Consider the following 22,071-nt stretch of genomic DNA (forward strand, 5'->3'; position numbering starts at 1 on the left):
CCCTAGCGTTTCAGTCGGATCGTCCCCATGCCGCCGTCGATTTCCAGCGTGGCACCGGTGGTCGAGCGGGCGAGGGGGGAGGCGAGATAGGCGACCGCGTGGCCGATCTCGGCCGGGTCCAGCATGTGGCCGGTGGGCTGTCGGCGGTCGAATTCGCGCCGGAGCGCGGCGGGATCGTCGGCGCGGGCCACGATCTCGGTCATGAAGGGCGTGTCCACCGTGCCCGGCGCGATGGCGTTGACGGTGATGTTTTCCGCCACGAGGTCCGCCGAAAGCGCCAGCATCAGCGCCTGGCAGGCGCCCTTGGAGGCGGAATAGAGCACCCGGTCCGGGATGCCGTTCAGCGCCGAGCACGAGGACATCACCACGATGCTCGCGGCCTTGGATTTCCGCAGCCAGGGCAGGGCGGCCCGCGCCGTGCGTAGCTGTCCGAACACGTTGATGTCGAAGACGCGGCGCCAGTCCGCCTCCGTTCCGTCCTCGAGCCCGCCGACGAAGCCCACGCCGGCGTTGTTGACCAGCACGTCGATCCGGCCGTGGCGCCCGCCGAAGGCGTCGGTGGCGGCGGTTACGGCTTCCATGTCCGTCACATCGGCGATCAGCGCCTCGGCGCCCTTCGGCACGTCGCCGGCCCGGTCGAGAACGCCGACCGTGGCGCCACGGAGCAGCAAGGCCTCGACGCTGGCGCGCCCGATGCCGGAGGCACCGCCGGTGACAAGGCAGATGCGGTTGTCGAGATCGGTCATTCCAGCCCTTCCAGGAAGCCGCGGATCGCGGCCGAGGTCTCGCGCGGCGTCTCCAGCAGGCCGAAATGGCCGGCGCCGGGGATCGTGTCGAACTCGGCGCGGCCGCCGGCGTCGCGGATCGTCCCGGCGATGCCCATCAGCACGTCTGGCGGCGTGGACAGGTCGCCGGCATAGGCCAGGCACAGGGCGGGCGGGAGCGCGGGCGCGATCCGCCCGTAACCCTCGAAACTGGCCAGCGCCCGCCAGGCGGCGTCGAACCCCTCGGGCGTCATCTTCGCCAACGACGCGCGGGCGCGGTCGATGGCGGGTTCCGGCCCCGTCCGGCCGAACCAGCGTTGCACGGTGTGTTCGGTGACCGCCGCGACCGAGCCCCGGGACACGGCGCAGGCGCGTTCGGCGAAGACCGGAAGGCCCTCATGCGGCGTCGCTGCCAGGCAGACGCTGCGCGCATCGCTGCGGGCGGCCAGTTCCGCAGCCACCGCGCCGCCCATCGAGAACCCCGCCAAGTGCCGCGCGCCGGTCTTCCGCATCGCGGCCTCGGCATCGTCCACCATCTGCGTAAGGCTCTCGGCGGAGGTGGCGGCGGCGACGCCGTGGCCACGCTGGTCGAAGCTCAGGACGCGCCGGCCGGGGCCGAGGTCCAGATCGGCGAAGAACGCCGCCTCCTGCCCCAGCGGATGCAGGCAAAGGACGGCCTCCGGCCCCTCGCCCCAGCTCTGCAACTCGGTGTCGAACCCGTTCAGCCTCATTTCAGGACGCCTGCCGCTTGCAATGTCTCGACCTCTCCGGCACCCATTCCCAGCCAGTCCGACAGCACCTCGGTCGCGTCCCCGCCCAGGTCGGGCGGATAAGTGGCCGGCACCGGCACGCCCGGTCCCATCCGGATGGGCGAGCCCACGACCTCGATCGCCTGGCCATCCTCGTCCGCCATCGACACGACCATCTCGCGCCCCGAGCCGCGCGCGTCTTCCAGCGCCTCGGGCACGGTCTTGACCAGCGCGTTGGGCACGTCGTGCTCGGTCAGCCTCTCGGCCCAGTCGGCGGCGTCGCGCGCCATGAAGGCGGGTTCCAGCTCGGCCCAGAGCGCGGCCTTGTTGGCCAGGCGCAACCGGGCATCGGCGAACCGCGGGTCTTCCAGCAGATCGCCGCGGCCGAGCGCGGAGGCCAGGCCCGCCCACATTTTCTCGGTATTGGCGGTGACCGCGATCTGTCGCCCGTCACCGGCGGTGAAGGCGCGGTAGGTGGGGATCGAATCGTGCTGCGCGCCCTGCGGCCCCGGTGTCGCGCCGCCGATCAGCGCATAGGCGCTTTGATAGCTCAGCATCGCAAGCTGGCAGTCTAGCATGCCCACATCCACGTGCCGGCCGGTGCCGGTGCGCGCCCGTTCCGCCAACGCGGCGTTGATCGCCACGGCGGCATAGAGCCCCGCCACCGTGTCGCCCGCCGGAATGCCCAGACGGACCGAGGGGCGGCCCGGTTCGCCGGTCAGCGACATGACCCCCGACAGCGCCTGCACGATCATGTCATATGCGGGCCGCTTTGCCCAGGGACCGTCCAGGCCGAAGCCGGTGATCGAGGCCCAGATCAGGCCGGGATGCGCAGCGCGCAACCTGTCGATATCGAGCCCCAGCCGCGCCGGCACGCCGGGGCGGAAATTCTCGACCACCACATCCGATTCGCCCACCAGCCGGCGCACCAGCGCTTGGCCCTCATCCTGGCGCATGTCGACGCAGACCGAGCGCTTGGTGCGGTTGTTGGCGAGGAAATAGGCACTGTCCTCGCCCACGAAATGCGGCGGGATGTGGCGTGAACTGTCGCCCGCGGGCGGCTCCACCTTCACGACCTCGGCGCCCAGATCGGCCAGAACCTGCGTGCAGAACGGACCCGACAGGAAGGTCGTCAGGTCGAGCACCCGGATCCCGTGAAGCGGCGGTGCGTCTTTCGCGGCGGTCTCGGTCATGGTGCATGTCCCCCCAGCTGTGAGGTCAGATCGGCCGCCGTGGCGGCGACCTCCGTTCCCAGGGCGCGCACGGGAATCTCGGGCGCGCGGGTTCTGGGCATCGTCATGCAGATGGTCCCGATCACCCGGCCCGGGCCGAAGACCGGCGCGGCGATACCCAGCGCGTCGGGCAGCTTTTCGCCATGACTGATGCAATATCCATCGGCCCGGATACGGGCCAGCTCTTCCGCCAGGGCGGCGGTATCGGGCAGCTCGGCTCCGGTCGCGGGCGACGCGCCCTCGGCGGCAAGGATGCGCGCGATGTCGGCCTCGGGCAGGTAAGCCAGCGCCGCCTTGCCGCTGGCGCCCCAGACCAGGCTCAGCGGAGTCTGCATGTCGATCCGGTAGAGCAGTTTCTTCTGCCCGTCGGCGCGTTCCATGAAGGCGATCCGGCCTTCAGGCATCAGGACCATGCCGTAAAGCACGGTTTCGTCGTAACGCTCGGCCAGGTCGGCGATCACACCGCGTGCCACCTGCGCGGGGGTCGTGCGCGCCGCCAGTCGATGCGCGACACGGTAGAATTCCGGCCCGATCCCGTAAGCCTGTCCGCGCGATTCGTATTGCGCGAACCCGCCCTCGACCAGAAGGTTCAACAGCCGATGCGTGGTCGAGGGCGCAAGCCCAAGCTCGTCGGCCACGTGCCGGACCGATACCGGCCCGTCGGCATCCGCGAGACAGGCGATCAGGGTCATCACCCGGTGCGCGGTGCCGGTTCCGGTCTTGCTGGTCGCCGGGTCGCTCACGCCGCGGCCTCGAGGATATGGATAGTGCAGGCGCCGTGATCCATGCCCGAGATGCCGCCACCGGTCACATGCGTCAGCGCCCGCCTTGCACCGTCGATCTGGCGCGCGCCGGCCTGGCCGGTCAGGTGCCAGAATGCCTCGACCGCCTGGGCCATGCCCGAGGCGCCCACCGGGTGCCCCTTGGCCAAAAGCCCGCCCGAGGGGTTCACGACCAGCCGCCCGCCATAGCTGGTAGCGCCGTCGCACAGCAGCTTCACGCTGTCGCCCCGGGGGCAAAGCCCCAGCGCCTCGTAATAGATCAGCTCGGCGATGGAAAAGGCATCGTGCAGCTCGACCATGTCGAGCGCGTCCGCGCCCATGCCGGCCTGCTCATAAGCCTCGGCGGCGGAATGAAAGGTGATCTCGGGTGTCAGCATGTCGCGAAACCCGGTGGTGGCCTTTCCCGAATGCAGAACCGAGGCGCGAATGGCGGCGCCCGGCAGGCCCAGCTCGCGGCGCTTGCGCTCCGAGACGACCACCGCCGCGGCGGCGCCGTCGCCCGTGGGGCAGCATTGCAGCAGCGTCAGCGGCTCGGCGATGGGGCGCGAGGCCATGACCTCCTCGACGGTGGTTTCCTTGCGGAACTGCGCGAAGGGATTGGCGGCGCCGTGGCGCCGGGCTTTGACCGATACCCCGGCCAGAAGCTCGGGCGTTTCGCCGCGTTCGTGCAGGTAGCGTCGCGCGCGCATGGCATAAAGCGCCGGCATGACCATGCCGCGCGCGACCTCGGGGTCTTCCTCGACCAGCGGCAGTGTGCCGCCGCCGAACTGGGTCAGCTTGTCCACCCCGATGGCCAGCACGATGTCTGCGCGGCCCTCCGCGATATCGCGCGTCGCCAGGTGCAGCGCCGTGGCCCCGCCCGAACAGGCGTTGTCGGTGTTGACGACCGGCACGCCGCCGATGCCGATCTCCTTCACGATGCGTTGCCCGGTCAGCATGCCGCCGAAGGCATGGCCGCAGGTGACCGTCTGGATATCGCCCGGTTTCAGCCCGCAGGCGCGCAGCGCGGCGCGCACCGCCGGCACCGCCAGCCCGACATAGGAAGAGGTCTTGTGCTTGCCCATCGGAATCATGCCCGCGCCGATGATTGTGCCCAGATCGCTCATGCCGGTTCGACCCACCACTCGGACCCTTCGGCGCGCAGCACCACCGGCAGGTCACAGGCCAGCGCGTCGGCGGGTGCACGGACATGCGCAAAGGCGCGCAATCCCGAGGGGAAATCGACATATCCCAGCGTGTAGGGCGTGGGTCGCGTGGCCGAGACGTGAATGGTCGAGAAGGAATACAGCACCGCCTCGGGGCCGAAAAGCGCGGGCTCCATGTCATAAGCGCCCGTCTCGGGACAGATGGGACGGGCCGGGAACGCCTCGACGCCCGAAGAGGCCGAGCGCGCGCCCCGCAGCATCACGGCGCCGTCCCGAACCACGAAATCGCCCTCGGGATCGGGCGCCAGATCGTCCATCGGCAGCACGGCGTCGTTCACCGCGTCGCCGGCCGGGGCTTGGGTCGGATCGTCCGTCATGGGCCTTCCTCGATCTTTGGCATCCTTGATTGTTCCGTTAATCGGAACGCCATTCCATTTTGGTTGACAGCTTTTCCGGAGTCAAGCTAGCGTTTGGCATTCGACCCAGAGAACGGGTCACCGGCCCGGCCGCAATCGCGCGATGCCGGGCCGGATCAAAATGGATGGGAGGACCGAAATGGCCGGATACGGAATCAGCAGAACACTTGCGGCATTGGGCGCCGCGGTGACGATCGCCTGCGCGGCGAACGCACAGGACGCGGAGGAGGTCGAACTGAACCTCGCGGCGTTCTACCCCTCGACCCTGACGCAGCTGGGCGAGGGCGCCAAGCTCTTCGCCGACAGGGTCAACCTGATCGGGCAGGGCTCGGTGCAGGTCAATTTCTTCGAGCCGGGCGCTCTGGTGCCCTCGCTGGAGATCTTCGACGCGGTGGCATCGGGCTCGGTGGACATGGGCCATGCCTCTTCGGGGCTCTGGGCGTCCAAGAACTCAGCCCTGGTGCTGTGGAACGCGTTTCCCTTCGGCCCCGCGGCGGGCGAATACCTCGCTTGGCTGCGCTATGGCGGCGGCGAGGAGCTGCGCAACGAACTCTATCACCCGCTGGGCGTGCACGGCATCACCTGCGGTATCATCGCGCCCGAGGCGTCTGGCTGGTTCCGCGAGGAAATCACCGATCTTTCCCAGCTGGAAGGCATCAAGATGCGCTTTTTTGGACTGGGTGGAAAGGTGATGGAAAAACTGGGCGTCGAGGTGCAGCTTCTGGCCGGCGGCGACATCTATCCCGCGCTAGAACGCGGCACGATCGACGCTACCGAGTTCTCGATGCCTGCCATCGACCAAGGCGCGGGCCTCTACCAGATCGCCAAGCACTATTACTTTCCCGGATGGCACCAGCAAGCGACGCCGCATGACCTGATCGTCAATCTCGACGTGTGGAACGGACTGAGCGAGCAGCAGCAGGGGATCCTGGAGACCACCTGTGACGCGGTGACCGCCATTGAGTTCGCGCAGGGCGAGGCGATCCAGTTCGACGCGCTCCAAGAGATGCAGGAAGAAGGCGTCGAGTTGCACCAGTGGACCGACGCGCAACTGACCACCTTCGAAGAGAAGTGGCAGGAAGTGCTGGAAGAGGAAATCGCGGCGAACCCCGATTTCGAGCGGGCCTGGGAGAGCATCTCGGAGTTTCGCGAAAACTACGAGATCTGGTCCGAATACGGCTATCTCGACCGCTGACGACACGCCTGCCGCGCCTCGGTTCCGGGGCGCGGAACCCCAACTGACAAACGGCAGGCCCCCATGACACTCGCCTTGCGCCTGAGCCGGCTGATCGACCGGCTTCTCGCCTTCTTCGCCGCCCTGGGCGGCTGGTGCATCGTCGCGCTGACGCTGGTGGTCTGCTACGATGTGGTGACCCGCTATTTCGGCGTGCCGAAAATCTTCGGCCTCACCTCCACCATCCTCCAGGAAGGCGAGTACTGGCTGCACAGCTATGCCATCGTGCTGGCCGTGGGCGCGGCCTATATCCGCCAGCAGCACGTGCGCATCGACCTGATCCGCGAAGGCCGGACGGACAAGACGAAATACTGGATCGAGGCGATCGGCTGCGCGGTCATGCTGATCCCCTACGCGATCCTGGGGGCCTGGCTGTCCTACCCTTACGCCTACCGCGCCTTTTCCATCGGCGAGGGGTCGCGGTCGGGCAACGGCATCGACCAGGTCTGGGTGCTGAAATCGGGCCTCGTAATCCTGTTCGTCCTGATCGGGCTGGCCGGGCTGTCGGTCTTCATCAAGGCGGTTGCCGGCATCGCCGGCCGCCTGCCGCAGTCGCAGCGCCACGAGGTCATCGATGGCTGATCTTCTGCCCGTCTTCATGTTCGGCGCGCTCGCCCTGCTGCTGTTCACCGGCTATCCGGTCGCCTGGGTGCTGGGCGGCGTGGGCCTGGTCTTTGGCCTGATCGGCATCGCCGCGGGCGAATTCATGTTCATCCAGTTCTCGACGCTGCCCAGCCGCATCTATGGCGGCATCATGGAAAGCCTGATCCTGACCGCCGTGCCGACCTTCGTGTTCATGGGCATGATGCTGGAGAAATCCGGCGTCGCGCGGGACCTGCTGAATTGCCTCACCGTGCTGCTGCGGCGGGTGCCGGGCGGGCTGGCGCTGTCGGTGACGGTGATGGGCACGGTCCTGGCCGCGACCACGGGCATCATCGGCGCCTCGGTGGTGATGATGACGCTGCTGGCGCTTCCGGTGATGATGGAGCGCAACTATTCCCCCGAGCTTGCCACCGGCACCATCGCCTCGTCGGGCTGCCTTGGGATCCTGATCCCGCCCTCCATCATGCTGGTCATCATGGCCGACCTGCTGTCGCGCTCGGTGGGCACGCTGTTCATGGCCGCGGTCATGCCGGGGCTGCTGCTGGCGGGGCTCTATGCGGTCTACATCATCGTGCGCTGCACGCTGAACCCGTCGCTGGCACCGCCGCTGCCCGATCATATCGGCCCGCGCGGCGCGCTGCCGGTCGCCAAGATGGTGCTGCGCAGCTTCATCCCGCCGGTGATCCTGATCGTGCTGGTGCTGGGCTCGATCATCTTCGGGTTCGCAACGCCCACCGAGGCGGCGGGCGTCGGCGCGCTCGGGGCGACGCTGCTGGCCTTCCTCAACCTCGTGGTGCTGCCCGGTTTCGGCGCCCACGGGGTCGAGATCGCCACCGAGGCGGGACCGGCCGCCACCGCCGCCCCGGCATCCACGGGCCAGCGGTTGCGCGCATTCCGCAAGACGTTCGGCGAGGTGATGGACAAAACCGTCATGACCAACGCCATGATCTTCGGCATCTTCGTGGGCGCGACGCTGTTTTCCTATATCTTTCGCGCCCTGGGCGGCGACGAGCTCATCATCGGTTTCGTCGATGCGTTGGGTCTCGGCAGCTGGGGGTTGCTGATCCTGATCCTCGGGCTGGTCTTCGTGCTGGGGTTCTTCTTCGACTGGATCGAGATCACGCTGATCGTGCTGCCGGTCTTCGCGCCGATCATCGGGCAGATGGACTTCGGCGATCACCTGCCGGCGCGCGACATCACCTACTGGCTGGCGATCCTGATCGCGATGAACCTGCAAACCTCGTTTCTGACGCCACCCTTCGGCTTCGCGCTGTTCTTTCTCAAGGCGGTGGCGCCGCCGGGGGTGAAGCTCCAACAGATCTATCGCGGGATCATCCCATTCGTGGCGCTTCAGCTCATCGCCCTGGCGCTGGTCGTGGCCTTCCCGCAGATCGCGCTCTGGCTGCCGCGGGGGATTCTGGATTGAGGGTGACGATGCAGGACGGGGCCGGGATCGCCTGCCGCCGCGCGGGCCGGGGTGCGCCGGTACTGATGCTGCATTCACTGTTCTTCGACGGCACGATGTTCGACGCGGTGATGCCGCAGGGCTACGACATCATCCGCCCCGATCACCGCGGGCAGGGGCAAAGCAGCCTGGGCGATGCGCGGCCGACTGCGGAGCGGCTGGCCGCCGACATGGATACGTTGCTGGACGCGCTGAAGATCCGGTGTCCCGTGCATGTCGTGGGATCCTCCATGGGCGCCTACGTGGCGCTGGAGATGCTGGCCGCCAACCCCGGGCGGGTGGCCTCGCTGACGCTGTCCTGCTGCACATGCCGGGCGGAGCCGGAGCCCGGGCGTTTCGCCAAGCTTGCCGACCGGATCGCCGCGGCGCAGGGCAGGGGCTTGGGCGCCGAGATTGCTGCGCTGATGTTCGCGGAGGGCTTCCGCGGGTCCGCGCGCTCCCGCTGGCAAGCGCATTTCGACGCGCTGCCGCCCGCCACGCCGCAGGTCGTGCGCGCCATTTTCGCCCATCGCGGCTGGGTCGAACTGATCCGCGGCTGGGGCGGACCGATCCTGGCGATCTCGGGCGCGCGGGACCGGGCGAAATCGCCCGCCGACCTGGCCTGGATCGCCGATGAGCGGCTGGGCCGGCACATCGTCATTCCCGAGGCCGGCCATAGCCCGGCCGTCGAGACCACGGCGGCCTTTGCCGCCACGCTACATCCATTCCTCGCTGAAAAGGCCAACGCATGAACCGTTTCGCAAACAAGACCGTCATCGTCACCGGCGCGGGCCAGGGGATCGGCCGCGCCTATGCCCACGCCTTCGCGGGTGAAGGCGCACGCGTTGTGGTGGCCGATCTGGACCGCACGCGGGCCGAGGCGGTCGCGGACGAGATCGCGGGCGCGATGGGCGTCGAGGTCGACGTGGCGTCCCGCGCCTCGGCCGGGGCCATGGTCGAGGCCGTGCTGGCCGAGACGGGCGCCATCGACGTGCTGGTCAACAACGCGGCGATCTTTTCCACGCTCAAGATGAAACCATTCGAGGAGATCGATGCGGCGGAATTCGACCGGGTAATGGCCGTCAACGCGCGCGGGGTCTTCAACTGCTGCCAGGCCGTGGTGCCGGCGATGAAACGGCAGGGCGCGGGCAAGATCGTCAATATCTCGTCGTCGGTCGTGCTGACCGGGCGCCCGTTCTATGCGCATTACGTGGCCTCGAAAGGGGCGGTCGTGGCGCTGACCCGGGCGCTGGCCTCCGAACTGGGTGCGGCGGGCATCAACGTCAACGCGATCAGCCCGCATGGCATTGTCACCGAGGTCTCGCGGGAGACGATCCGCGAAGACCAGTGGGATGCGATCATCGCCGAACAGGCGCTGAAGCGGAAAGGGTCGGTCGACGACATGATCGGCACGACACTCTTCCTGGCCTCGTCCGACAGCGACTACATGACCGGCCAGACCCTGAATCTCGACGCCGGGCTGAGGTTCGTCTGATGGGCCGGGCGCTCGTTACTGGGGGCGCGCGCGGACTGGGCGCCGCCATCGTCGACGCGCTGCGGGCGGCGGGCCACGCGGTGACGCCGCTCGATCGCGATGCGGACGCGTTGGCGGCGGTCGGCGGCGGCATCGCCTGCGACGTGACGGACCGCGCACAGGTGGCGGAGATCGTCGAGCAGGTCCGGCCGGGCATCCTCGTCAACAATGCGGGTGTCAGCGTCGTGCGCCCCATGCTCGATCTTACGCTCGAAGACTGGGAAAGCGTCCTGCGGGTCAACCTGACCGGCGCCTTCCTGATGTCCCAAGCCGCCGCGAGCCACATGGCCGGACAGGGTGGCGGCCGTATCGTCAACATCACCTCCATCTCCGGCCAGCGAGGCGGCACGGGACGCGCGGCCTATGCGGCCTCGAAGGGCGGCCTGGAGATTCTCACGAAAGTCATGGCGGTGGAGCTGGCCCCGATGGGCATCACCGTGAACGCCGTCGCGCCCGGCCCGGTCGAGACGGACCTCGTCGCCGCCACCCATACGGACGCGACCCGCTCGGCCTATCTGGCGGCGGTTCCGATGCGCCGCTACGGAGCCCCGGCCGAGATAGCCGCGGCCGTCGCATTCCTCGCCTCCGACGCGGCGAGCTACGTCACCGGTCACGTTCTGAATGCCGATGGCGGCTTCGGCGCGGCCGGTGTGATCTACGACGCGGGGGCGAAATGAAGACCGCGTTCGTCACTGGCGCCACGGCCGGAATCGGCGCCGCGACCGTCCGCGCGCTCCATTCCGGCGGCTGGCGGGTGATCGCGACGGGCCGCCGGACGGAGCGGCTCACCGCGCTCGCGGAAGAGCTGGACGGATCCGTGCTGCCGCTGACACTCGACATTACGGATGCCGGGGCGCTTGCCGCGCTACCCGAAAGCCTGCCGGAAGGCTGGCGAGAGATCGACCTTTTGGTCAACAACGCCGGCCTGGCAATCGGTCAGGCGCCGGCGCAGGAGGCGCAGCTTGCCGACTGGGAGGCGACCATCGCCGTCAACGTGCTGGGCACGATGCGCCTGATCCACGCAGTGCTGCCGGGCATGGTCGCGCGCCGCCGGGGCCGGATCATCACTGTCGGCTCGGTCGCTGCCGATTACCCTTATCCCGGAGGCAATGCCTATGCCGCTTCCAAAGGTTTCGAGCATGTGCTGATGGCGAACCTCAAGGCCGATCTGATCGGCACCGGCGTGCATTCCACCATCATTTCGCCCGGCCTCGTCGGCGACACCGAGTTCAGCGATGTCCGCTTCGGTGGCGACGCCGAACGTGCGGCCGCCGTGTACGCGGATCTCGATCATCTCACACCCGGCGACGTCGCCGAGGCAATCGCGTGGGTTGCGGCCCGGCCGGACCATGTGAACATCAACCATCTGGAGTTGATGCCGAACTGTCAGGCGCCCGGCCCGCTCGTTTTTCGAAGGTAAGGTCGCGCAAGGACTCCGTCTTGTGGCCCAGGGCCCCGGTCCAGGACGCGAACGCATCCGCGACGATGATCTTGTCCGATCCGATGACGAAGCACGTGACGCCGTGGCCGCGCCACCTTTCGATGAGCGCGACACACTCGTCCTTGGTCGGGGCGAAGACCGGCATGATGGCGGGGAGTTTCGAGGCGCGTGCGGCCTCGAGCATCGCGGTGACCGCCGCGATGACGGGTCCGGCCCGCCAGTTTCCTTCGAACCCCATCGACACGGCCAGGTCGAATGGCCCGACCATCAGCGCGGTCAGGCCTTCCGTGGCGCAGATCGCCTCGATGTTTCGGTAGCCTTCACCGGTTTCGACGAGGGCGATGGCTCCGACGCGGGCCGCTTCGGCGGCAACGTAATCTTGCCAGTTGCGGATGTAATGCCCGCCCGATCGGCAGCACGGGCAGGCGCCGCGCAGCCCGTGCGGGCCGAAACGGGTGGCAGCGACGGCGGCGGCGGCGGCCCCGGCTGTCTCGATGTTCGGCACGACCACGTGCCGGATACCGGCGTCGAGCGCCTTCATGATCTCGACCGGATCATTCCGCGACACGCGCAACGCCACCGCGATGTCATTGGCATCCGCCGCCCGCGCGAGGTTCTCGGCGGTTTCGATGCCGAAGGGGCCGTGCTGGCAGTCGATTATGGTAAAGGAAAACCCGTTCAGGCCGATCAGGTCGACCATCTCGGGCGCGGCGATCTGCGTCCAGGTCCCGAGCGTCGTTGCCTCGCTGCGCAGCAGTTTCTTCAGGTCGCGGCTCATGCGTCCGCCAGTCCGAGGACGGCCTTGCACTTGATCTCGACCAGGATGCCGGGCATCGAAAAGCCCTTGACGGCGAAGCCCGTCCAGGTCGGGTAGCGGTTCGTGAAGTAGCGGTCCTTGACCTCCAGGAAGAGCTTCAGGTCGGCCATGCTTTCGGTGAACCAGGTCTCGAGCTCGACCACGTCGTCGAAGGTTGCTCCCGCGGCATCCAGCACCTTCCTGACGTTCTCGAAGGCCTGCACGAATTGCGCCTCGGCGCCTTCGACCACTTGCAGGTTCTCATCGCGGCCCACCTGGCCCGACAGGTAAAGCGTGTCGTCCACCTGTATCGCGGGGGCGTAGTGGTAGGTGTCGTGGATGTTCTCCATCCCTTCGGGAATGATCACTTTGCGGGTCGGCATGGCGGTCAGCTCCTGTAGCAAACGGATTTCACGGCTTCGATGATCTGCGCCGCGCCCGGCAAGTAGGCGCGTTCCAGCCGGTCATTGTAGGGCACCGGCATTTCCGGGGCGCCCACCCGGGCGACGGGCGCGTCGAGATAGTCGAAGGCCTGTTCCTGGATGGTCGCGGCGATCTCGCCGCCGAAGCCCCCGAAGAGCGGGGCTTCGTGCACGACGACCGCGCGGTTGGTCTTGCGCACGCTCTCGCAGATCAGGTCGGTATCGAGCGGCTTGATCGTGCGCGGGTCGATCACCTCGACCTCGATCCCCTCTCGCCTGAGCCTCTCGGCGGCCTGCACCGCGCGGTCGACCATCGCGAGCGTCGCGATCACCGTACAGTCGGCACCCGGCCGCACGACACGCCCCTTGCCGGGCTCGATATGATAGCGCGCCTCGGGCACCGGCTCTTCGCCGCCCAGATAGAGCAGCTTGTGTTCGAGGAAGACGACCGGGCCATCTTGTGCGATCGCCGTGGCCATCAACCCCTTGGCGTCATAGGCGCTGGCGGGCGCATAGACCTGGAGGCCCGGCACGTTGGCGAACAGCATCTCCAGCGACTGGCAGTGCTGCGCGGCCAGGCGGATGCCGGCCCCCTGCGGGCCGCGGAACACGACAGGAACCTTCGCCTTCCCACCCAGCATGAAGCGGGCCTTCGCGGCCTGGTTCACGATGGCGTCCATCATCAGGGTGACGAAGTCCCAGAGCTGAGCCTCCACGACGACGCGCTTGCCGCTCATGGCGGCGCCGACGCCACAGGTCGAGATCACCCCCTCCGAAATCGGTGTGTCGCGCACCCGCTCCGCGCCGAAGCGGTCGTAAAGGCCGGGAGTCAGGCCGAAGATGCCGCCGGTCTCGCCCACGTCCTCACCGAGGATGATGACGTTCTCGTCCGCCTCCATCTCCAGCGCGAAAGCCTCGTTGATGGCCTGGCGATAGGTTGTCGGGCGATCGCCGGTTTCCGGTTCGGCATAAGTCAGCCGGGTTTCGGCCATGACGTTCGACAGGGCAAGGTCCATGTCCGGCTCGGCCTGCTCCGTCGCCCAGGTGATGGCCTCCTCGACCTCCGTCTTCACGGCCGCGACGGTCTCGTCGTATTCCTCTTCGCCAAGCGCGCCGCTCGAAACGAGATGGTCCCGAAGCCGCCGAAGCGGATCGCGCCCCTTCCAGTCGTCCTGTTCCGCATCCGTCCGGTAGGCGGGCAGGTTCGCGCGCATCGAATGGTCGTCCCAGCGGTAGGTCAGCGCCTCGATAAGCGTCGGACCGTCGCCCGCGCGGGCGCGCAGGGCGGCACGCTCGACCGCTTCGAAGACGGCGGCGACATCGTTGCCGTCGATCCGTTCGTTCGGCACGCCGTAACTGTCGCCGCGCGCCGCGATGGACGGCCCGGCCGTCACGGCCTCTGTGGCCGTGGTCAGGCCGTACTGGTTGTTCTCGCAAAAGAAGATCAGCGGCAGTTTCCAGATCGCCGAAAGGTTCATCGCCTCGTGGAAGATGCCCTCGTTTGCCGCGCCGTCACCGAAGAAGGTGATGCCGATATTGCCCGTCCCGTTCAACTGCTCGGCCAGCGCCGCGCCGGTGCCGAGGCCCATGCCGGCGCCGACGATCCCGTTCGCGCCCAGGATCTTGCGGTCGAAATCCGCGATATGCATCGACCCGCCCAGCCCCGCGCAATAGCCCGGGGCGCGGCCCATCAGTTCGGCGAACATCAGCTTCATGTCCGACCCCTTGGCGATCGTGTGCCCGTGCCCGCGGTGGTGGGTCAGCAGGAAATCCTCGGGTCCCAGCGCCGCGCAGGCCCCCGCCGCAATCGCCTCCTGCCCGACGCTGGAATGGGCGGTGCCCTTGATCACGCCGCCCAGGAACAGCTCTTTCGCGCGCGTTTCGAATTGCCGGATGCGCAGCATCAGCCTCAGGGCGCCGCGCAGCTCGTCAGGACCCATCCGGTTGCCGGTGGCCTTGCGCGCGACGGTATCGAGTATGTGGACCTGCGCCATGAGCGTCACCCGTAAACGAGCCGCGGCAGCCAGAGCGACAGCTCGGGCCACGTCACGACGATGATAAGTGCGAGGATTTGCAGGCCGATGAACGGCCATTGCGCGGCGAAGATTTCCGAAAGGCCCAGGCTGTCGCCCGCCGCCCCCTTCAAGTAGAAGCAGGCCGGCCCGAAGGGCGGTGTCAGGTAGGCGATCTGCATCGACAGGTTGAAGACGATGCCGAACCAGATCGGGTCGTAGCCGAGCTGCGTCAGAACCGGCAGGAAGATCGGCATCGTCAGGAACAGGATGCCGATCCAGTCGATGAAGAAGCCCAGCAGGATGAAGACGCCGATCATGACCGCGAGAATGATCGCCGGCTCCTGGCTGACCCCTGCCAGCGTGTTCGAGGCAAAGGTGATCCCGCCCATCAGGTTGTAGACCCCGATCAGCGCGTTGGTGCCGAAGACCAGCCAGAACACCATGCCGCAGGTGCGCAGCGCCTGGACCAGAACCTCGTTCAGCATCGCGAAACTGAAGGAATTGCGCACCCATGCCGCGATGGCCGCGCCGAAGGCTCCGAGCGCCGCGCTTTCGGTGATCGACGCGAAACCGGCGTAGATCGACACCAGCACACCGCCCGCCACGGCCATCGGCAGCGCGACCCCCTTGAACAGCGCCAGTTTTTCCGACAGCGGCATGTCGCGTTCTTCGGGCGGAAGCGGCGGGCCGAGGCTCGGGTTCAGGCCGCAGCGCAGAAGGATGTAGCCGACATAGAAGGTGGCCAGCATCAGCCCCGGCATCAGCGTGGCGAGGAAAAGGTGCGAGATCGAAACCTCCGCCGTCAGCCCGTAGAAGATCAGGATGATCGAGGGCGGGATCATCGTTCCGAGCGAGCCGCCCGCCGTGATCGTGCCGATCGCCAGCTTGCGGTCGTAGTTCAGCTTCAGCATTTGCGGCAGGGCGATCAGCCCTAGGAGCACGATCTCTCCGCCGATGATCCCCGTCGTGGCCCCCAGCAGAACGGCCACGCCCGTCGTCACCACGCCGATACCGCCCCGCACCGATCCGACCCAGACATGGAAGGCCCGGTAGAGGTCCTCGGCGACGCCCGATTTCTCCATGATCGAGGCCATCAGCACGAACATCGGGACCGCGATGAGGGCGAAGCTGTCCAGGAATTCGACCGTGCGCGAGCCGACGATGAACAGCGCGTTCAGCCCGAACTGGGATACCGCCAGCGTAACGGCGATCGCGCCCGACACGAAGGCAAGCGGCACGCCCAGCACCAGCAACAGCGCCATCGTGCCGATGATCAGCAAGGTGATCGTGCCGATGTCCATCAACCGCGCCTTTCGCTGCGGGAGGTGACGAGTTGGAAGGCCTGCCTGAGCACGATCAGCAGGAAAAGCGCGGCCCCGATGAAGAGCAGCGCCTTGAGATAGGACGGCAGAGGCGAATTCAGCGTGCTGCCCGACCGTTCCGGATCCCACGATCCGTTCAGCGAAAAGCGCCAGACGGCCCGCTCGGCCATGCGCCACGCGGCAAAGGTCAGCCCGCCCAGATAGACGGTGCCCGCCAACAGTGACAGGGCATCGGAGAACCGCGCAAAGCCCGGCCGCCGTTCGACCAGCAGCGTGATGCGCATATGCGTGCCCTCGGCCATGCAGAACGCGCCTCCGAAGATGAACCCGAAGCTCGCCAGCAGGATCGAGGTTTCATGTGCCCAGGTCGTCGGCGCGTTGAACGCGTAGCGTGCGACGACCTCGTAAACCATGATCAGGACAATCGCGGCGAAGCACCATGCGGTTATCCGGCCAAGGCCGAGGGCCAAACGGTGAAGGGTCATGTCGGAATCCAGATCGGGTGGGCCGCCAAAGGATGAGGCGACCCACCCGAGGGTGTCAGTTGGTCAGCCCGATCGAGGCGAGAAAGGCCTCGTGGCTGTCGACGATCGCCTGTGCATCGGCGCTCTTCGCGCCCCAGTCCGCCCACACCTCGGTCGTCATGTCGCGGAACGCCTTCGCGTCCTCCGGGCCGAACTCGATGAAGGTCACGCCCATCTCTTCCCTGGCCCGCGCTTCGGCGGCATCGTCTTCGGTGCTCAGCGTCTGCTTGAGACTTTCGGACATCGCGTTGCAGGCGGCCTCGAAGGCGGCCTGGTTCTCGGCCGAGAGGCTGTCCCACTTGGCCTTCGATACGCTCATCTCGGTCACGGCCATCGAATGGCGCGCCAGCACCGAGTATTTCGCCTGGTTATGCATCCCCAACGCGACGTTGAGCGCGACATTGGCGAGGTCGGTGGCATCCAGCACGCCGGTCTCCATCGCCGTCACGCTCTCACCGACACCCATCGTGACCAGCGACGCGCCGGCCCGGCTCAGCAGATCGGAGGCAAGCCCCCCCGGCGCGCGCATCTTCAGCCCTTCGAGGTCGGCGACACCGTTGATCTCGACTTTCGAGGGGATCTGCTCGGGCGGCCAGTATATCGGGCAAACCATGTGCATGTCGTACTTGTCGTAGAGCGCGCGGGCGAGTTCGAGCCCGCCGCCTTCGGTGAACCAGCGGTCGCGCGTGGCGCTGTCGGGGTAGGCGGCAAGCGTATCGCCCAGCACGCCCATCGCGGGATCCTTGCCGGCGAAATAGCTCGGCGCGGTGTATTGACCGTCAAGCAGCCCGTTCTGGATCGCCTCGATGGTCTCACCCGCGCCCACGACGGCACCGCCGGGAAGAACCTCGATCTGGATCGCACCGTCCGTGTCGGCGGCCAATTGCTCCGCCATCGCCTCGAACGCCTTGGTCGTTGACGCATTGGCGCCGAGAAACGTCTGCATCTTGAAGCTCTCCGCACTGGCCCCTCCGGCCAGAAGTGCTGCGGCGGCAATGCCCGCGAGTGAGTGGTGAAGTTTCATTTTTTCCTCCCTTTGGTCTTTTTCGTTCGAGTCAGGAAGCGACCTTTACTTTCTGCATGTCGAGAATGGTTCGCGTCTCGGCCACGGTGGCCGGCTCGCGCCCCAGCGCGCGGGCCTGTGCGGCCACCTTGGCGATCACCTCGGCATTGGTCAGATGGCGCGCGCCGTCCATGTAGGCGTAGTCCCCCAGCCCGATCGAGATATGTCCGCCCTCGCGAATGATCTTCTCGGTCAGCTCGAAAAGGTCGCCCTTGTAGTTCACGACCGTCCAGACAGAATCGAAACCGGCGGGCAGAAACGCGGTGTGCGCATCCAATCCCGCAACCGTGCCGGGATGACCGGCAAAGATGATCTCGTCGGTCATGCAGAAACAGATATAGGCGGGTCCCGTAAGCACGCCCATCTTCAGGAACTGCTCGATCTGGCGGGTGAAGCTGACGTTCCAGCTCACCAGGTACGGCTTCAGCCCGTGATGCTCGATGCGCTCGGCAAAGTGCATCAGCGTGCCGGTCGAGTTCTTGTAGATCAGCTCGGTCGTGTCGTATTTGCCCTCTTCGGGGTTCCACCAGTCGACATTCACACTGCCGGTGTCCATCGGTGCGAAATCGGGCGCGGTGTCGGCCGATTTCATCATTTCCTCGATGGCGGCGAAGCGGCCCATCGCATCCGTGTCGTTCGCCACGTAGCCGAGCGTCGGGTGGATCAGGATGTCCGATTGCGCGCGAATGCCCGCATTGGTTTCGAGATAGAAGCCAGGATCATGGTCCGGCGCGCCATCCGCTGTGCGGCCGTGATAGTGGAAAACCGAAGCGCCTTCGTCATAGCAGGCCTTCGCGTCCGCGATGATCTCCTTCGGCAGGAACGGCACATTCGGATTGCCGCGCCGCGTCGCCAGCTCGTTCACCCGAGCCTCGATGATGATCTTGTCCAAATTGTCCTCCCTCCGGCATGCCGGACGAAGGAAGGCATACACGCACTTCGTCAAAAGTCATAGGAAAAGTTATATATCTCTTGCAAATCGGTGTCGTTAATATAACTTTGTATATATGAGCGCATTCCTGTCTTCCACGGGGCTTACCCCCGATGTGGCCGACCTGCTGGCCGATCAGTTTCCGGGTCACACCATGCAGCGCATGCGCACTCCGGACGGGAAATACCGTTACAGATACGTGAGTTCCGGGGTGCGAAAATCCTTCGGGCTCGACCCCGAGGAGCTCATGCAGGCCGACGCGGTCGATCATGACTGGGTGCATCCGGATGACCACGCGCGTTTCGTCGGCGCGCTGGAGGACTCGGCGCGCGATCTGCAGCCTCTCGATATCGAGATTCGCGTCGAATCGCTTGGCGGCGGCTATCGTTGGGTGCGCTCGCTGGGTCAGCCCCGGCGCGAGGCGGACGGCACGGTGATCTGGGATGGCGTTGCCCTGGACATCACCGATCGGCGCGAGGCGCTCGACGCCCTCGAACGCGCCCTGTCCGGGGCGCGCCGCAGCGAGGTCGCCGAGGGCCGGTTCAGCTATATCGCCGCACAGGACCTCGCCGAGCCTCTCGCCGCCCTGCGCGATAGCGTCAGCGTCATGGAGAATATCGACTGCGGCGACAAGGCGGCGGTCGAGGGCGAAATCGCGCGGCTCGCACAGCGGTTTGCCGCTTTCGAAGGCGCGCTTCGGGCGACCCGGGGGCTCATGAAGAACGCCGCCGGCACCGCGCCGCCGCCCGAAGCGCAACCGGGCTCCGTGCTGACCCGGCGCCAATCCGAAATCCTCGGGCTGGTTCAGCAAGGCGCATCAAATCGTGACATCGCCGACCGGCTCGACATCTCCGAAGGCACCGTGAAGCTGCATGTCAGTGCCATCCTCAAGCGGCTGGGTGTGAGGAACAGGACCGAGGCAGCCCGAAAGCACGTCTGACGGCATCCGGCTTCCGGGCGCCTTTCGAGGCTTGCTGAAAGAATCCTCCGCTTCGAGTGCCAAGTGTCTGAAACAGCAGCGCATTTTCGGATCGGCCCCCGGAATGAAAACCTCCGCAAGTTGACGTGGGGTAAGCGAGTTTCCGCCCAAGAACGCCGCGTCCGGTTTTCGCGATTGCACGAATCAACCTGTGCGGGAGGCTTGGGGGGCGGATTGTTGCGGGTTCATTGTTTCCGGGCCGCGTTTGGCTCTCATTTCCAATAGGTGATTTATGGCGGAACATTCTTCCGACACCGGGCGGGGTGCGCCCACCGAAAGCGACAAGACCACTGTTCTGGGCTGGGCCCCCGTGCGGCCCGGGGCGATGTCCGGAGCCATTTTCGAACGCGCGCCGATGCTGGCGCAGGCGAACCTGACCGGCCTCGAATTCGCCACGGACGGGCAGCCGGTCCGCGACGAACAGCCCGCCGAGGCCGACATCGTGACGGGCCGGTAGGGACCGTTCAAAACCACGGGGTAAAAGCCAGAATAAGAGATAATCTTGGTCTCCATAGATCATTGCTGTGGAGGCGCAAATGCATTGGCGCATTACTTTGGAAGCCGTTGACCCGATTGGGGATGAATATCGCAAGGAGTTCATGATCGAGAAGAATCTTGACGGCCTGGCTGGCGGGAAGCTGGGCTGCTCGATTGAAGACGGTAAGGCGATCATGAAAGAGGTTCAGAAGATCATTGTCGAGCGGTAGTTGGACCTTTGGGTTCGCTTCTGCCGGGCGTGTCCAACCTGCGAGGGACTGCTGCCGATCAAGGATTACAACCAGAGAAATATACTAACTGTCTTTGGTGAAATACCTGTGCGCTTCCCTCGCTTGATGGTCTGCCAGAAGTGCAATCCGGCATGTTGTTTCACCTTTTCCCCTGCGGCCGATATTTGCAAGGACCGCGCCACGCCCGAACTGTTGGAGCTTTCCGCAAAACTGGGCGCGAAATTCTCATATCGTGAAGCATCAGACCTGTTGGCAACGTTCTTGCCCGATCAATCGGCGCGAACCTTCACTACGCTTCGCAACCGAACCTTGGCTATGGGCAAGCGGATCGAAGAGGCTGAAAGGCATCAGAGCTGGTTCGAAAACCTGAACTATCCGGATCGAACGCAGTACGAGCTTGCGCTTGTGGGCGATCCGGCACGTGAATTTGTTTTCAATGTGGATACGGCGCACATTCCAATGCTCAAGCGGTATGGTGGTCGAACGTTTGAAGCCGTTGTAGGCCACTGTGGGCGCGGCGGAAGAGGTGATCCGCCGGGACCCATCTTTGCTTTTGAAGGTACGCATCCAAGGGAATTAAGGGCGATGGCGGCTCTGGCACTCAAAAGGCAAGGCTACGCTGACCAGGGTGAAATCACCGTCATTTCGGACGGGGCAGAATGTCTGAAGTGCTTAACGGGCATGCTTCCACAACCGGTGAACCACATCCTCGACTGGTTTCACATTTCAATGAAGATACAGCCGCTGGTCCAGCTCGGAGCAACGGCCCCGAAGCACCTCTTGAGCTTCGAGGGGCGTATGGAACGAATACGGTGGCGATTGTGGAACGGGCAAGCTGGTCGAGCCTTGTCCTTGATCGCAACGGTTCGACGAGATTTGTCCAGAGACCCGGTGCCAAGCATTTGGGCGCACCGCGCCGACAAATTGCTCGAAACCCTGCAAATCTACATAACAAGAAACAAGGGATCGGTGGTCAACTATGCCGAGCGGTATCGCGATGGGAAGCGCGTTTCGACCGCACCGGCTGAGGCGAGCGTCAACAGGCTTGTCGCCAAGCGATTTGTGAAAAAGCAACAAATGCGATGGTCACGCACCGGAGCGCATTACCTGCTGAAAGTCCGGGCATCAGTGCTGAACGGAGATCTGTCTGACCGAACGAAATATGAAGCGCCAAAACAGCCTATCCCGGGCAACATTGCGAGATTTATTAGCCCTACACCACCCTTGCTCAAGGTGGCCTGACCCCACAGTTTTGAACGGTCCCGGCGAGGTCGCTCCGTTTCTCGCGATGGATCGCACGACACTGACCGCCGCGCTCAAGCCACTGACGCGGAAGGGTCTGGTGGAGATCGTGCCGGACAAGACGGACGCGCGGGCGCGCCGCCTCGCGCTGACCGAGAAGGGGCATGCGCTGTTGACCGCGTCGCTGCCGGTCTGGCGTGCCGAACACGATGCCGTCGATGCGCTGCTTCTCGCGCTCGAAGGCGCGCTTGATCTCGACGATCTGAGGGAGGGAATCGGCAATACAGCTATACCGGTGCTCTAATGGCTCTCGTGCAATCGCTGGACGACGAAACGTTCCTTGGCAACCAGTCCGGCTGAGGTCCTGCGGCACCGCAACCCGCAAAAGGATGAGTTCTCGTGTCCAGAAAAGACGGCGCTCAAAGAAAGGTACGCCGCCACATTTCAGTCCCTGGCTGCGGAAATCGCGGACGTTTCGCCGTAATGCGTCCCTTGGCAGCGGAAAATTGGTGGGTAGCGCGATTGAGTTGACCGATTACGACACATGGAAGTCGTTCCGATCTGGGGTGATATTACCGATTGGACGCTTCAAGAGCTCGGCGAATATCCGGGACCGACTTTCCGGCAAATGCCATTGGTAGATCCACCTTGAACCTGAAGCCGCGTTTCGACTCTCCGCGGAACCGCGGTCGGGGATTTCGCAGG

25 protein-coding genes are annotated in these 22,071 nt (G+C 65.8%); 12 read left to right on the plus strand and 13 right to left on the minus strand.

All coding sequences use genetic code 11. The features are described from left to right. Positions 1-2: 2 nt before the first annotated feature. The 6 genes from Q1B16_RS14980 to Q1B16_RS15005 are packed head-to-tail and all read right to left on the minus strand — an operon-like array spanning position 3 to position 5,049. Positions 3-746: an SDR family oxidoreductase gene (locus tag Q1B16_RS14980; RefSeq protein ID WP_299790409.1), complete on the minus strand. Its 744-nt coding sequence runs from the start codon at positions 744-746 to the stop codon at positions 3-5. After that, positions 743-1,495 (minus strand): alpha/beta hydrolase, encoded by a 753-nt coding sequence (locus Q1B16_RS14985; protein WP_299790411.1) that lies wholly within the window; start codon positions 1,493-1,495, stop codon positions 743-745. The genes Q1B16_RS14980 and Q1B16_RS14985 overlap by 4 nt, the downstream gene beginning before the upstream one ends. Beyond that, positions 1,492-2,706, minus strand: coding sequence for a CoA transferase (locus Q1B16_RS14990; protein WP_299790413.1), 1,215 nt, complete (start codon positions 2,704-2,706; stop codon positions 1,492-1,494). The genes Q1B16_RS14985 and Q1B16_RS14990 overlap by 4 nt, the downstream gene beginning before the upstream one ends. Beyond that, positions 2,703-3,488 carry an IclR family transcriptional regulator gene (locus Q1B16_RS14995; protein ID WP_299790415.1) on the minus strand — a complete coding sequence of 262 codons (786 nt, stop codon included), beginning with the start codon at positions 3,486-3,488 and terminating at the stop codon, positions 2,703-2,705. Before Q1B16_RS14995 ends, Q1B16_RS14990 begins: the two co-directional genes overlap by 4 nt. Next, positions 3,485-4,633, minus strand: coding sequence for a thiolase family protein (locus Q1B16_RS15000; RefSeq protein WP_299790418.1), 1,149 nt, complete (start codon positions 4,631-4,633; stop codon positions 3,485-3,487). Before Q1B16_RS15000 ends, Q1B16_RS14995 begins: the two co-directional genes overlap by 4 nt. Next, entirely contained in the window at positions 4,630-5,049 is a 420-nt protein-coding gene (locus Q1B16_RS15005; RefSeq protein ID WP_299790421.1) for an OB-fold domain-containing protein, read from the minus strand. Before Q1B16_RS15005 ends, Q1B16_RS15000 begins: the two co-directional genes overlap by 4 nt. Positions 5,050-5,227: 178 nt before the next feature. Between Q1B16_RS15005 and Q1B16_RS15010 the strand changes: the two genes are divergently transcribed. The 7 genes from Q1B16_RS15010 (at position 5,228) to Q1B16_RS15040 (ending at position 11,323) form a co-directional block, all read left to right on the plus strand. Beyond that, a complete protein-coding gene (locus Q1B16_RS15010) occupies positions 5,228-6,283 on the plus strand; it encodes a C4-dicarboxylate ABC transporter (protein WP_299790424.1) in 1,056 nt (351 codons plus the stop codon). A gap of 63 nt (positions 6,284-6,346) precedes the next feature. Continuing rightward, positions 6,347-6,904, plus strand: a complete 558-nt coding sequence (locus Q1B16_RS15015; protein ID WP_299790427.1) for a TRAP transporter small permease subunit — start codon at positions 6,347-6,349, stop codon at positions 6,902-6,904. Further along, positions 6,897-8,351: a TRAP transporter large permease subunit gene (locus Q1B16_RS15020; RefSeq protein WP_299790430.1), complete on the plus strand. Its 1,455-nt coding sequence runs from the start codon at positions 6,897-6,899 to the stop codon at positions 8,349-8,351. Before Q1B16_RS15015 ends, Q1B16_RS15020 begins: the two co-directional genes overlap by 8 nt. An 8-nt stretch (positions 8,352-8,359) precedes the next feature. Then, positions 8,360-9,121 (plus strand): alpha/beta hydrolase, encoded by a 762-nt coding sequence (locus tag Q1B16_RS15025; RefSeq protein ID WP_299790433.1) that lies wholly within the window; start codon positions 8,360-8,362, stop codon positions 9,119-9,121. Further along, on the plus strand, positions 9,118-9,864 hold the full coding sequence (locus Q1B16_RS15030; RefSeq protein WP_299790436.1) for a glucose 1-dehydrogenase: 747 nt from the start codon (positions 9,118-9,120) through the stop codon (positions 9,862-9,864). The genes Q1B16_RS15025 and Q1B16_RS15030 overlap by 4 nt, the downstream gene beginning before the upstream one ends. Further along, positions 9,864-10,580: an SDR family oxidoreductase gene (locus tag Q1B16_RS15035; protein WP_299790439.1), complete on the plus strand. Its 717-nt coding sequence runs from the start codon at positions 9,864-9,866 to the stop codon at positions 10,578-10,580. The genes Q1B16_RS15030 and Q1B16_RS15035 overlap by 1 nt, the downstream gene beginning before the upstream one ends. After that, positions 10,577-11,323, plus strand: a complete 747-nt coding sequence (locus Q1B16_RS15040) for an SDR family NAD(P)-dependent oxidoreductase (RefSeq protein WP_299790442.1) — start codon at positions 10,577-10,579, stop codon at positions 11,321-11,323. Before Q1B16_RS15035 ends, Q1B16_RS15040 begins: the two co-directional genes overlap by 4 nt. On the opposite strand, the gene Q1B16_RS15045 is transcribed toward Q1B16_RS15040, so the two are convergent. The 7 genes from Q1B16_RS15045 to Q1B16_RS15075 are packed head-to-tail and all read right to left on the minus strand — an operon-like array spanning position 11,262 to position 18,378. Beyond that, positions 11,262-12,122: an aldolase/citrate lyase family protein gene (locus tag Q1B16_RS15045; RefSeq protein WP_299790445.1), complete on the minus strand. Its 861-nt coding sequence runs from the start codon at positions 12,120-12,122 to the stop codon at positions 11,262-11,264. The genes Q1B16_RS15040 and Q1B16_RS15045 overlap by 62 nt on opposite strands. Next, on the minus strand, positions 12,119-12,523 hold the full coding sequence (locus Q1B16_RS15050) for a RidA family protein (protein WP_299790448.1): 405 nt from the start codon (positions 12,521-12,523) through the stop codon (positions 12,119-12,121). Before Q1B16_RS15050 ends, Q1B16_RS15045 begins: the two co-directional genes overlap by 4 nt. A 5-nt stretch (positions 12,524-12,528) precedes the next feature. Further along, positions 12,529-14,556, minus strand: a complete 2,028-nt coding sequence (locus Q1B16_RS15055) for a dehydrogenase E1 component subunit alpha/beta (protein WP_299790451.1) — start codon at positions 14,554-14,556, stop codon at positions 12,529-12,531. A gap of 5 nt (positions 14,557-14,561) precedes the next feature. After that, positions 14,562-15,878 (minus strand): TRAP transporter large permease subunit, encoded by a 1,317-nt coding sequence (locus tag Q1B16_RS15060; RefSeq protein WP_299790454.1) that lies wholly within the window; start codon positions 15,876-15,878, stop codon positions 14,562-14,564. Beyond that, positions 15,878-16,384, minus strand: coding sequence for a TRAP transporter small permease (locus Q1B16_RS15065; protein ID WP_299790457.1), 507 nt, complete (start codon positions 16,382-16,384; stop codon positions 15,878-15,880). Before Q1B16_RS15065 ends, Q1B16_RS15060 begins: the two co-directional genes overlap by 1 nt. Before the next feature lie 55 nt (positions 16,385-16,439). Further along, a complete protein-coding gene (dctP, locus tag Q1B16_RS15070) occupies positions 16,440-17,447 on the minus strand; it encodes a TRAP transporter substrate-binding protein DctP (protein WP_299790461.1) in 1,008 nt (335 codons plus the stop codon). A gap of 31 nt (positions 17,448-17,478) precedes the next feature. Beyond that, a complete protein-coding gene (locus Q1B16_RS15075; protein WP_299790464.1) occupies positions 17,479-18,378 on the minus strand; it encodes a 3-keto-5-aminohexanoate cleavage protein in 900 nt (299 codons plus the stop codon). A 115-nt stretch (positions 18,379-18,493) separates the two neighbouring features. On the opposite strand from Q1B16_RS15075, the gene Q1B16_RS15080 reads away from it, so the two are divergent. The 5 genes from Q1B16_RS15080 (at position 18,494) to Q1B16_RS15100 (ending at position 21,670) form a co-directional block, all read left to right on the plus strand. After that, on the plus strand, positions 18,494-19,357 hold the full coding sequence (locus Q1B16_RS15080) for a LuxR C-terminal-related transcriptional regulator (protein WP_299790467.1): 864 nt from the start codon (positions 18,494-18,496) through the stop codon (positions 19,355-19,357). A gap of 271 nt (positions 19,358-19,628) precedes the next feature. Next, a complete protein-coding gene (locus Q1B16_RS15085; RefSeq protein WP_299790469.1) occupies positions 19,629-19,853 on the plus strand; it encodes a hypothetical protein in 225 nt (74 codons plus the stop codon). A 79-nt stretch (positions 19,854-19,932) separates the two neighbouring features. After that, on the plus strand, positions 19,933-20,103 hold the full coding sequence (locus Q1B16_RS15090) for a hypothetical protein (RefSeq protein WP_299790472.1): 171 nt from the start codon (positions 19,933-19,935) through the stop codon (positions 20,101-20,103). After that, positions 20,104-21,366 carry an ISKra4 family transposase gene (locus Q1B16_RS15095; RefSeq protein WP_299790475.1) on the plus strand — a complete coding sequence of 421 codons (1,263 nt, stop codon included), beginning with the start codon at positions 20,104-20,106 and terminating at the stop codon, positions 21,364-21,366. It abuts the gene before it with no gap. Next, the gene (locus tag Q1B16_RS15100; protein ID WP_299790477.1) at positions 21,287-21,670 is read left to right on the plus strand and encodes a MarR family winged helix-turn-helix transcriptional regulator; all 384 of its coding nucleotides are present in this window, start codon (positions 21,287-21,289) and stop codon (positions 21,668-21,670) included. The genes Q1B16_RS15095 and Q1B16_RS15100 overlap by 80 nt, the downstream gene beginning before the upstream one ends. Positions 21,671-22,071: the final 401 nt, after the last annotated feature.

The sequence above is a fragment of the uncultured Marivita sp. genome (assembly GCF_947488135.1).
Lineage (GTDB): Bacteria > Pseudomonadota > Alphaproteobacteria > Rhodobacterales > Rhodobacteraceae > Marivita.

Excerpts from the sequence above, each read along its gene's own strand:
- dctP (WP_299790461.1), bottom strand. The coding sequence starts at position 17,447 with ATGAAACTTCACCACTCACTCGCGGGCATTGCCGCCGCAGCACTTCTG.
- Q1B16_RS15040 (WP_299790442.1), top strand. The coding sequence starts at position 10,577 with ATGAAGACCGCGTTCGTCACTGGCGCCACGGCCGGAATCGGCGCCGCG.
- Q1B16_RS15025 (WP_299790433.1), top strand. The coding sequence starts at position 8,360 with ATGCAGGACGGGGCCGGGATCGCCTGCCGCCGCGCGGGCCGGGGTGCG.
- Q1B16_RS15055 (WP_299790451.1), bottom strand. The coding sequence starts at position 14,556 with ATGGCGCAGGTCCACATACTCGATACCGTCGCGCGCAAGGCCACCGGC.
- Q1B16_RS15060 (WP_299790454.1), bottom strand. The coding sequence starts at position 15,878 with ATGGACATCGGCACGATCACCTTGCTGATCATCGGCACGATGGCGCTG.
- Q1B16_RS15005 (WP_299790421.1), bottom strand. The coding sequence starts at position 5,049 with ATGACGGACGATCCGACCCAAGCCCCGGCCGGCGACGCGGTGAACGAC.
- Q1B16_RS15090 (WP_299790472.1), top strand. The coding sequence starts at position 19,933 with ATGCATTGGCGCATTACTTTGGAAGCCGTTGACCCGATTGGGGATGAA.
- Q1B16_RS15080 (WP_299790467.1), top strand. The coding sequence starts at position 18,494 with ATGAGCGCATTCCTGTCTTCCACGGGGCTTACCCCCGATGTGGCCGAC.
- Q1B16_RS15085 (WP_299790469.1), top strand. The coding sequence starts at position 19,629 with ATGGCGGAACATTCTTCCGACACCGGGCGGGGTGCGCCCACCGAAAGC.
- Q1B16_RS15020 (WP_299790430.1), top strand. The coding sequence starts at position 6,897 with ATGGCTGATCTTCTGCCCGTCTTCATGTTCGGCGCGCTCGCCCTGCTG.
- Q1B16_RS15015 (WP_299790427.1), top strand. The coding sequence starts at position 6,347 with ATGACACTCGCCTTGCGCCTGAGCCGGCTGATCGACCGGCTTCTCGCC.
- Q1B16_RS15000 (WP_299790418.1), bottom strand. The coding sequence starts at position 4,633 with ATGAGCGATCTGGGCACAATCATCGGCGCGGGCATGATTCCGATGGGC.
- Q1B16_RS15010 (WP_299790424.1), top strand. The coding sequence starts at position 5,228 with ATGGCCGGATACGGAATCAGCAGAACACTTGCGGCATTGGGCGCCGCG.
- Q1B16_RS15045 (WP_299790445.1), bottom strand. The coding sequence starts at position 12,122 with ATGAGCCGCGACCTGAAGAAACTGCTGCGCAGCGAGGCAACGACGCTC.
- Q1B16_RS14985 (WP_299790411.1), bottom strand. The coding sequence starts at position 1,495 with ATGAGGCTGAACGGGTTCGACACCGAGTTGCAGAGCTGGGGCGAGGGG.
- Q1B16_RS15035 (WP_299790439.1), top strand. The coding sequence starts at position 9,864 with ATGGGCCGGGCGCTCGTTACTGGGGGCGCGCGCGGACTGGGCGCCGCC.
- Q1B16_RS14980 (WP_299790409.1), bottom strand. The coding sequence starts at position 746 with ATGACCGATCTCGACAACCGCATCTGCCTTGTCACCGGCGGTGCCTCC.
- Q1B16_RS15065 (WP_299790457.1), bottom strand. The coding sequence starts at position 16,384 with ATGACCCTTCACCGTTTGGCCCTCGGCCTTGGCCGGATAACCGCATGG.
- Q1B16_RS14990 (WP_299790413.1), bottom strand. The coding sequence starts at position 2,706 with ATGACCGAGACCGCCGCGAAAGACGCACCGCCGCTTCACGGGATCCGG.
- Q1B16_RS15100 (WP_299790477.1), top strand. The coding sequence starts at position 21,287 with ATGAAGCGCCAAAACAGCCTATCCCGGGCAACATTGCGAGATTTATTA.
- Q1B16_RS15050 (WP_299790448.1), bottom strand. The coding sequence starts at position 12,523 with ATGCCGACCCGCAAAGTGATCATTCCCGAAGGGATGGAGAACATCCAC.
- Q1B16_RS15030 (WP_299790436.1), top strand. The coding sequence starts at position 9,118 with ATGAACCGTTTCGCAAACAAGACCGTCATCGTCACCGGCGCGGGCCAG.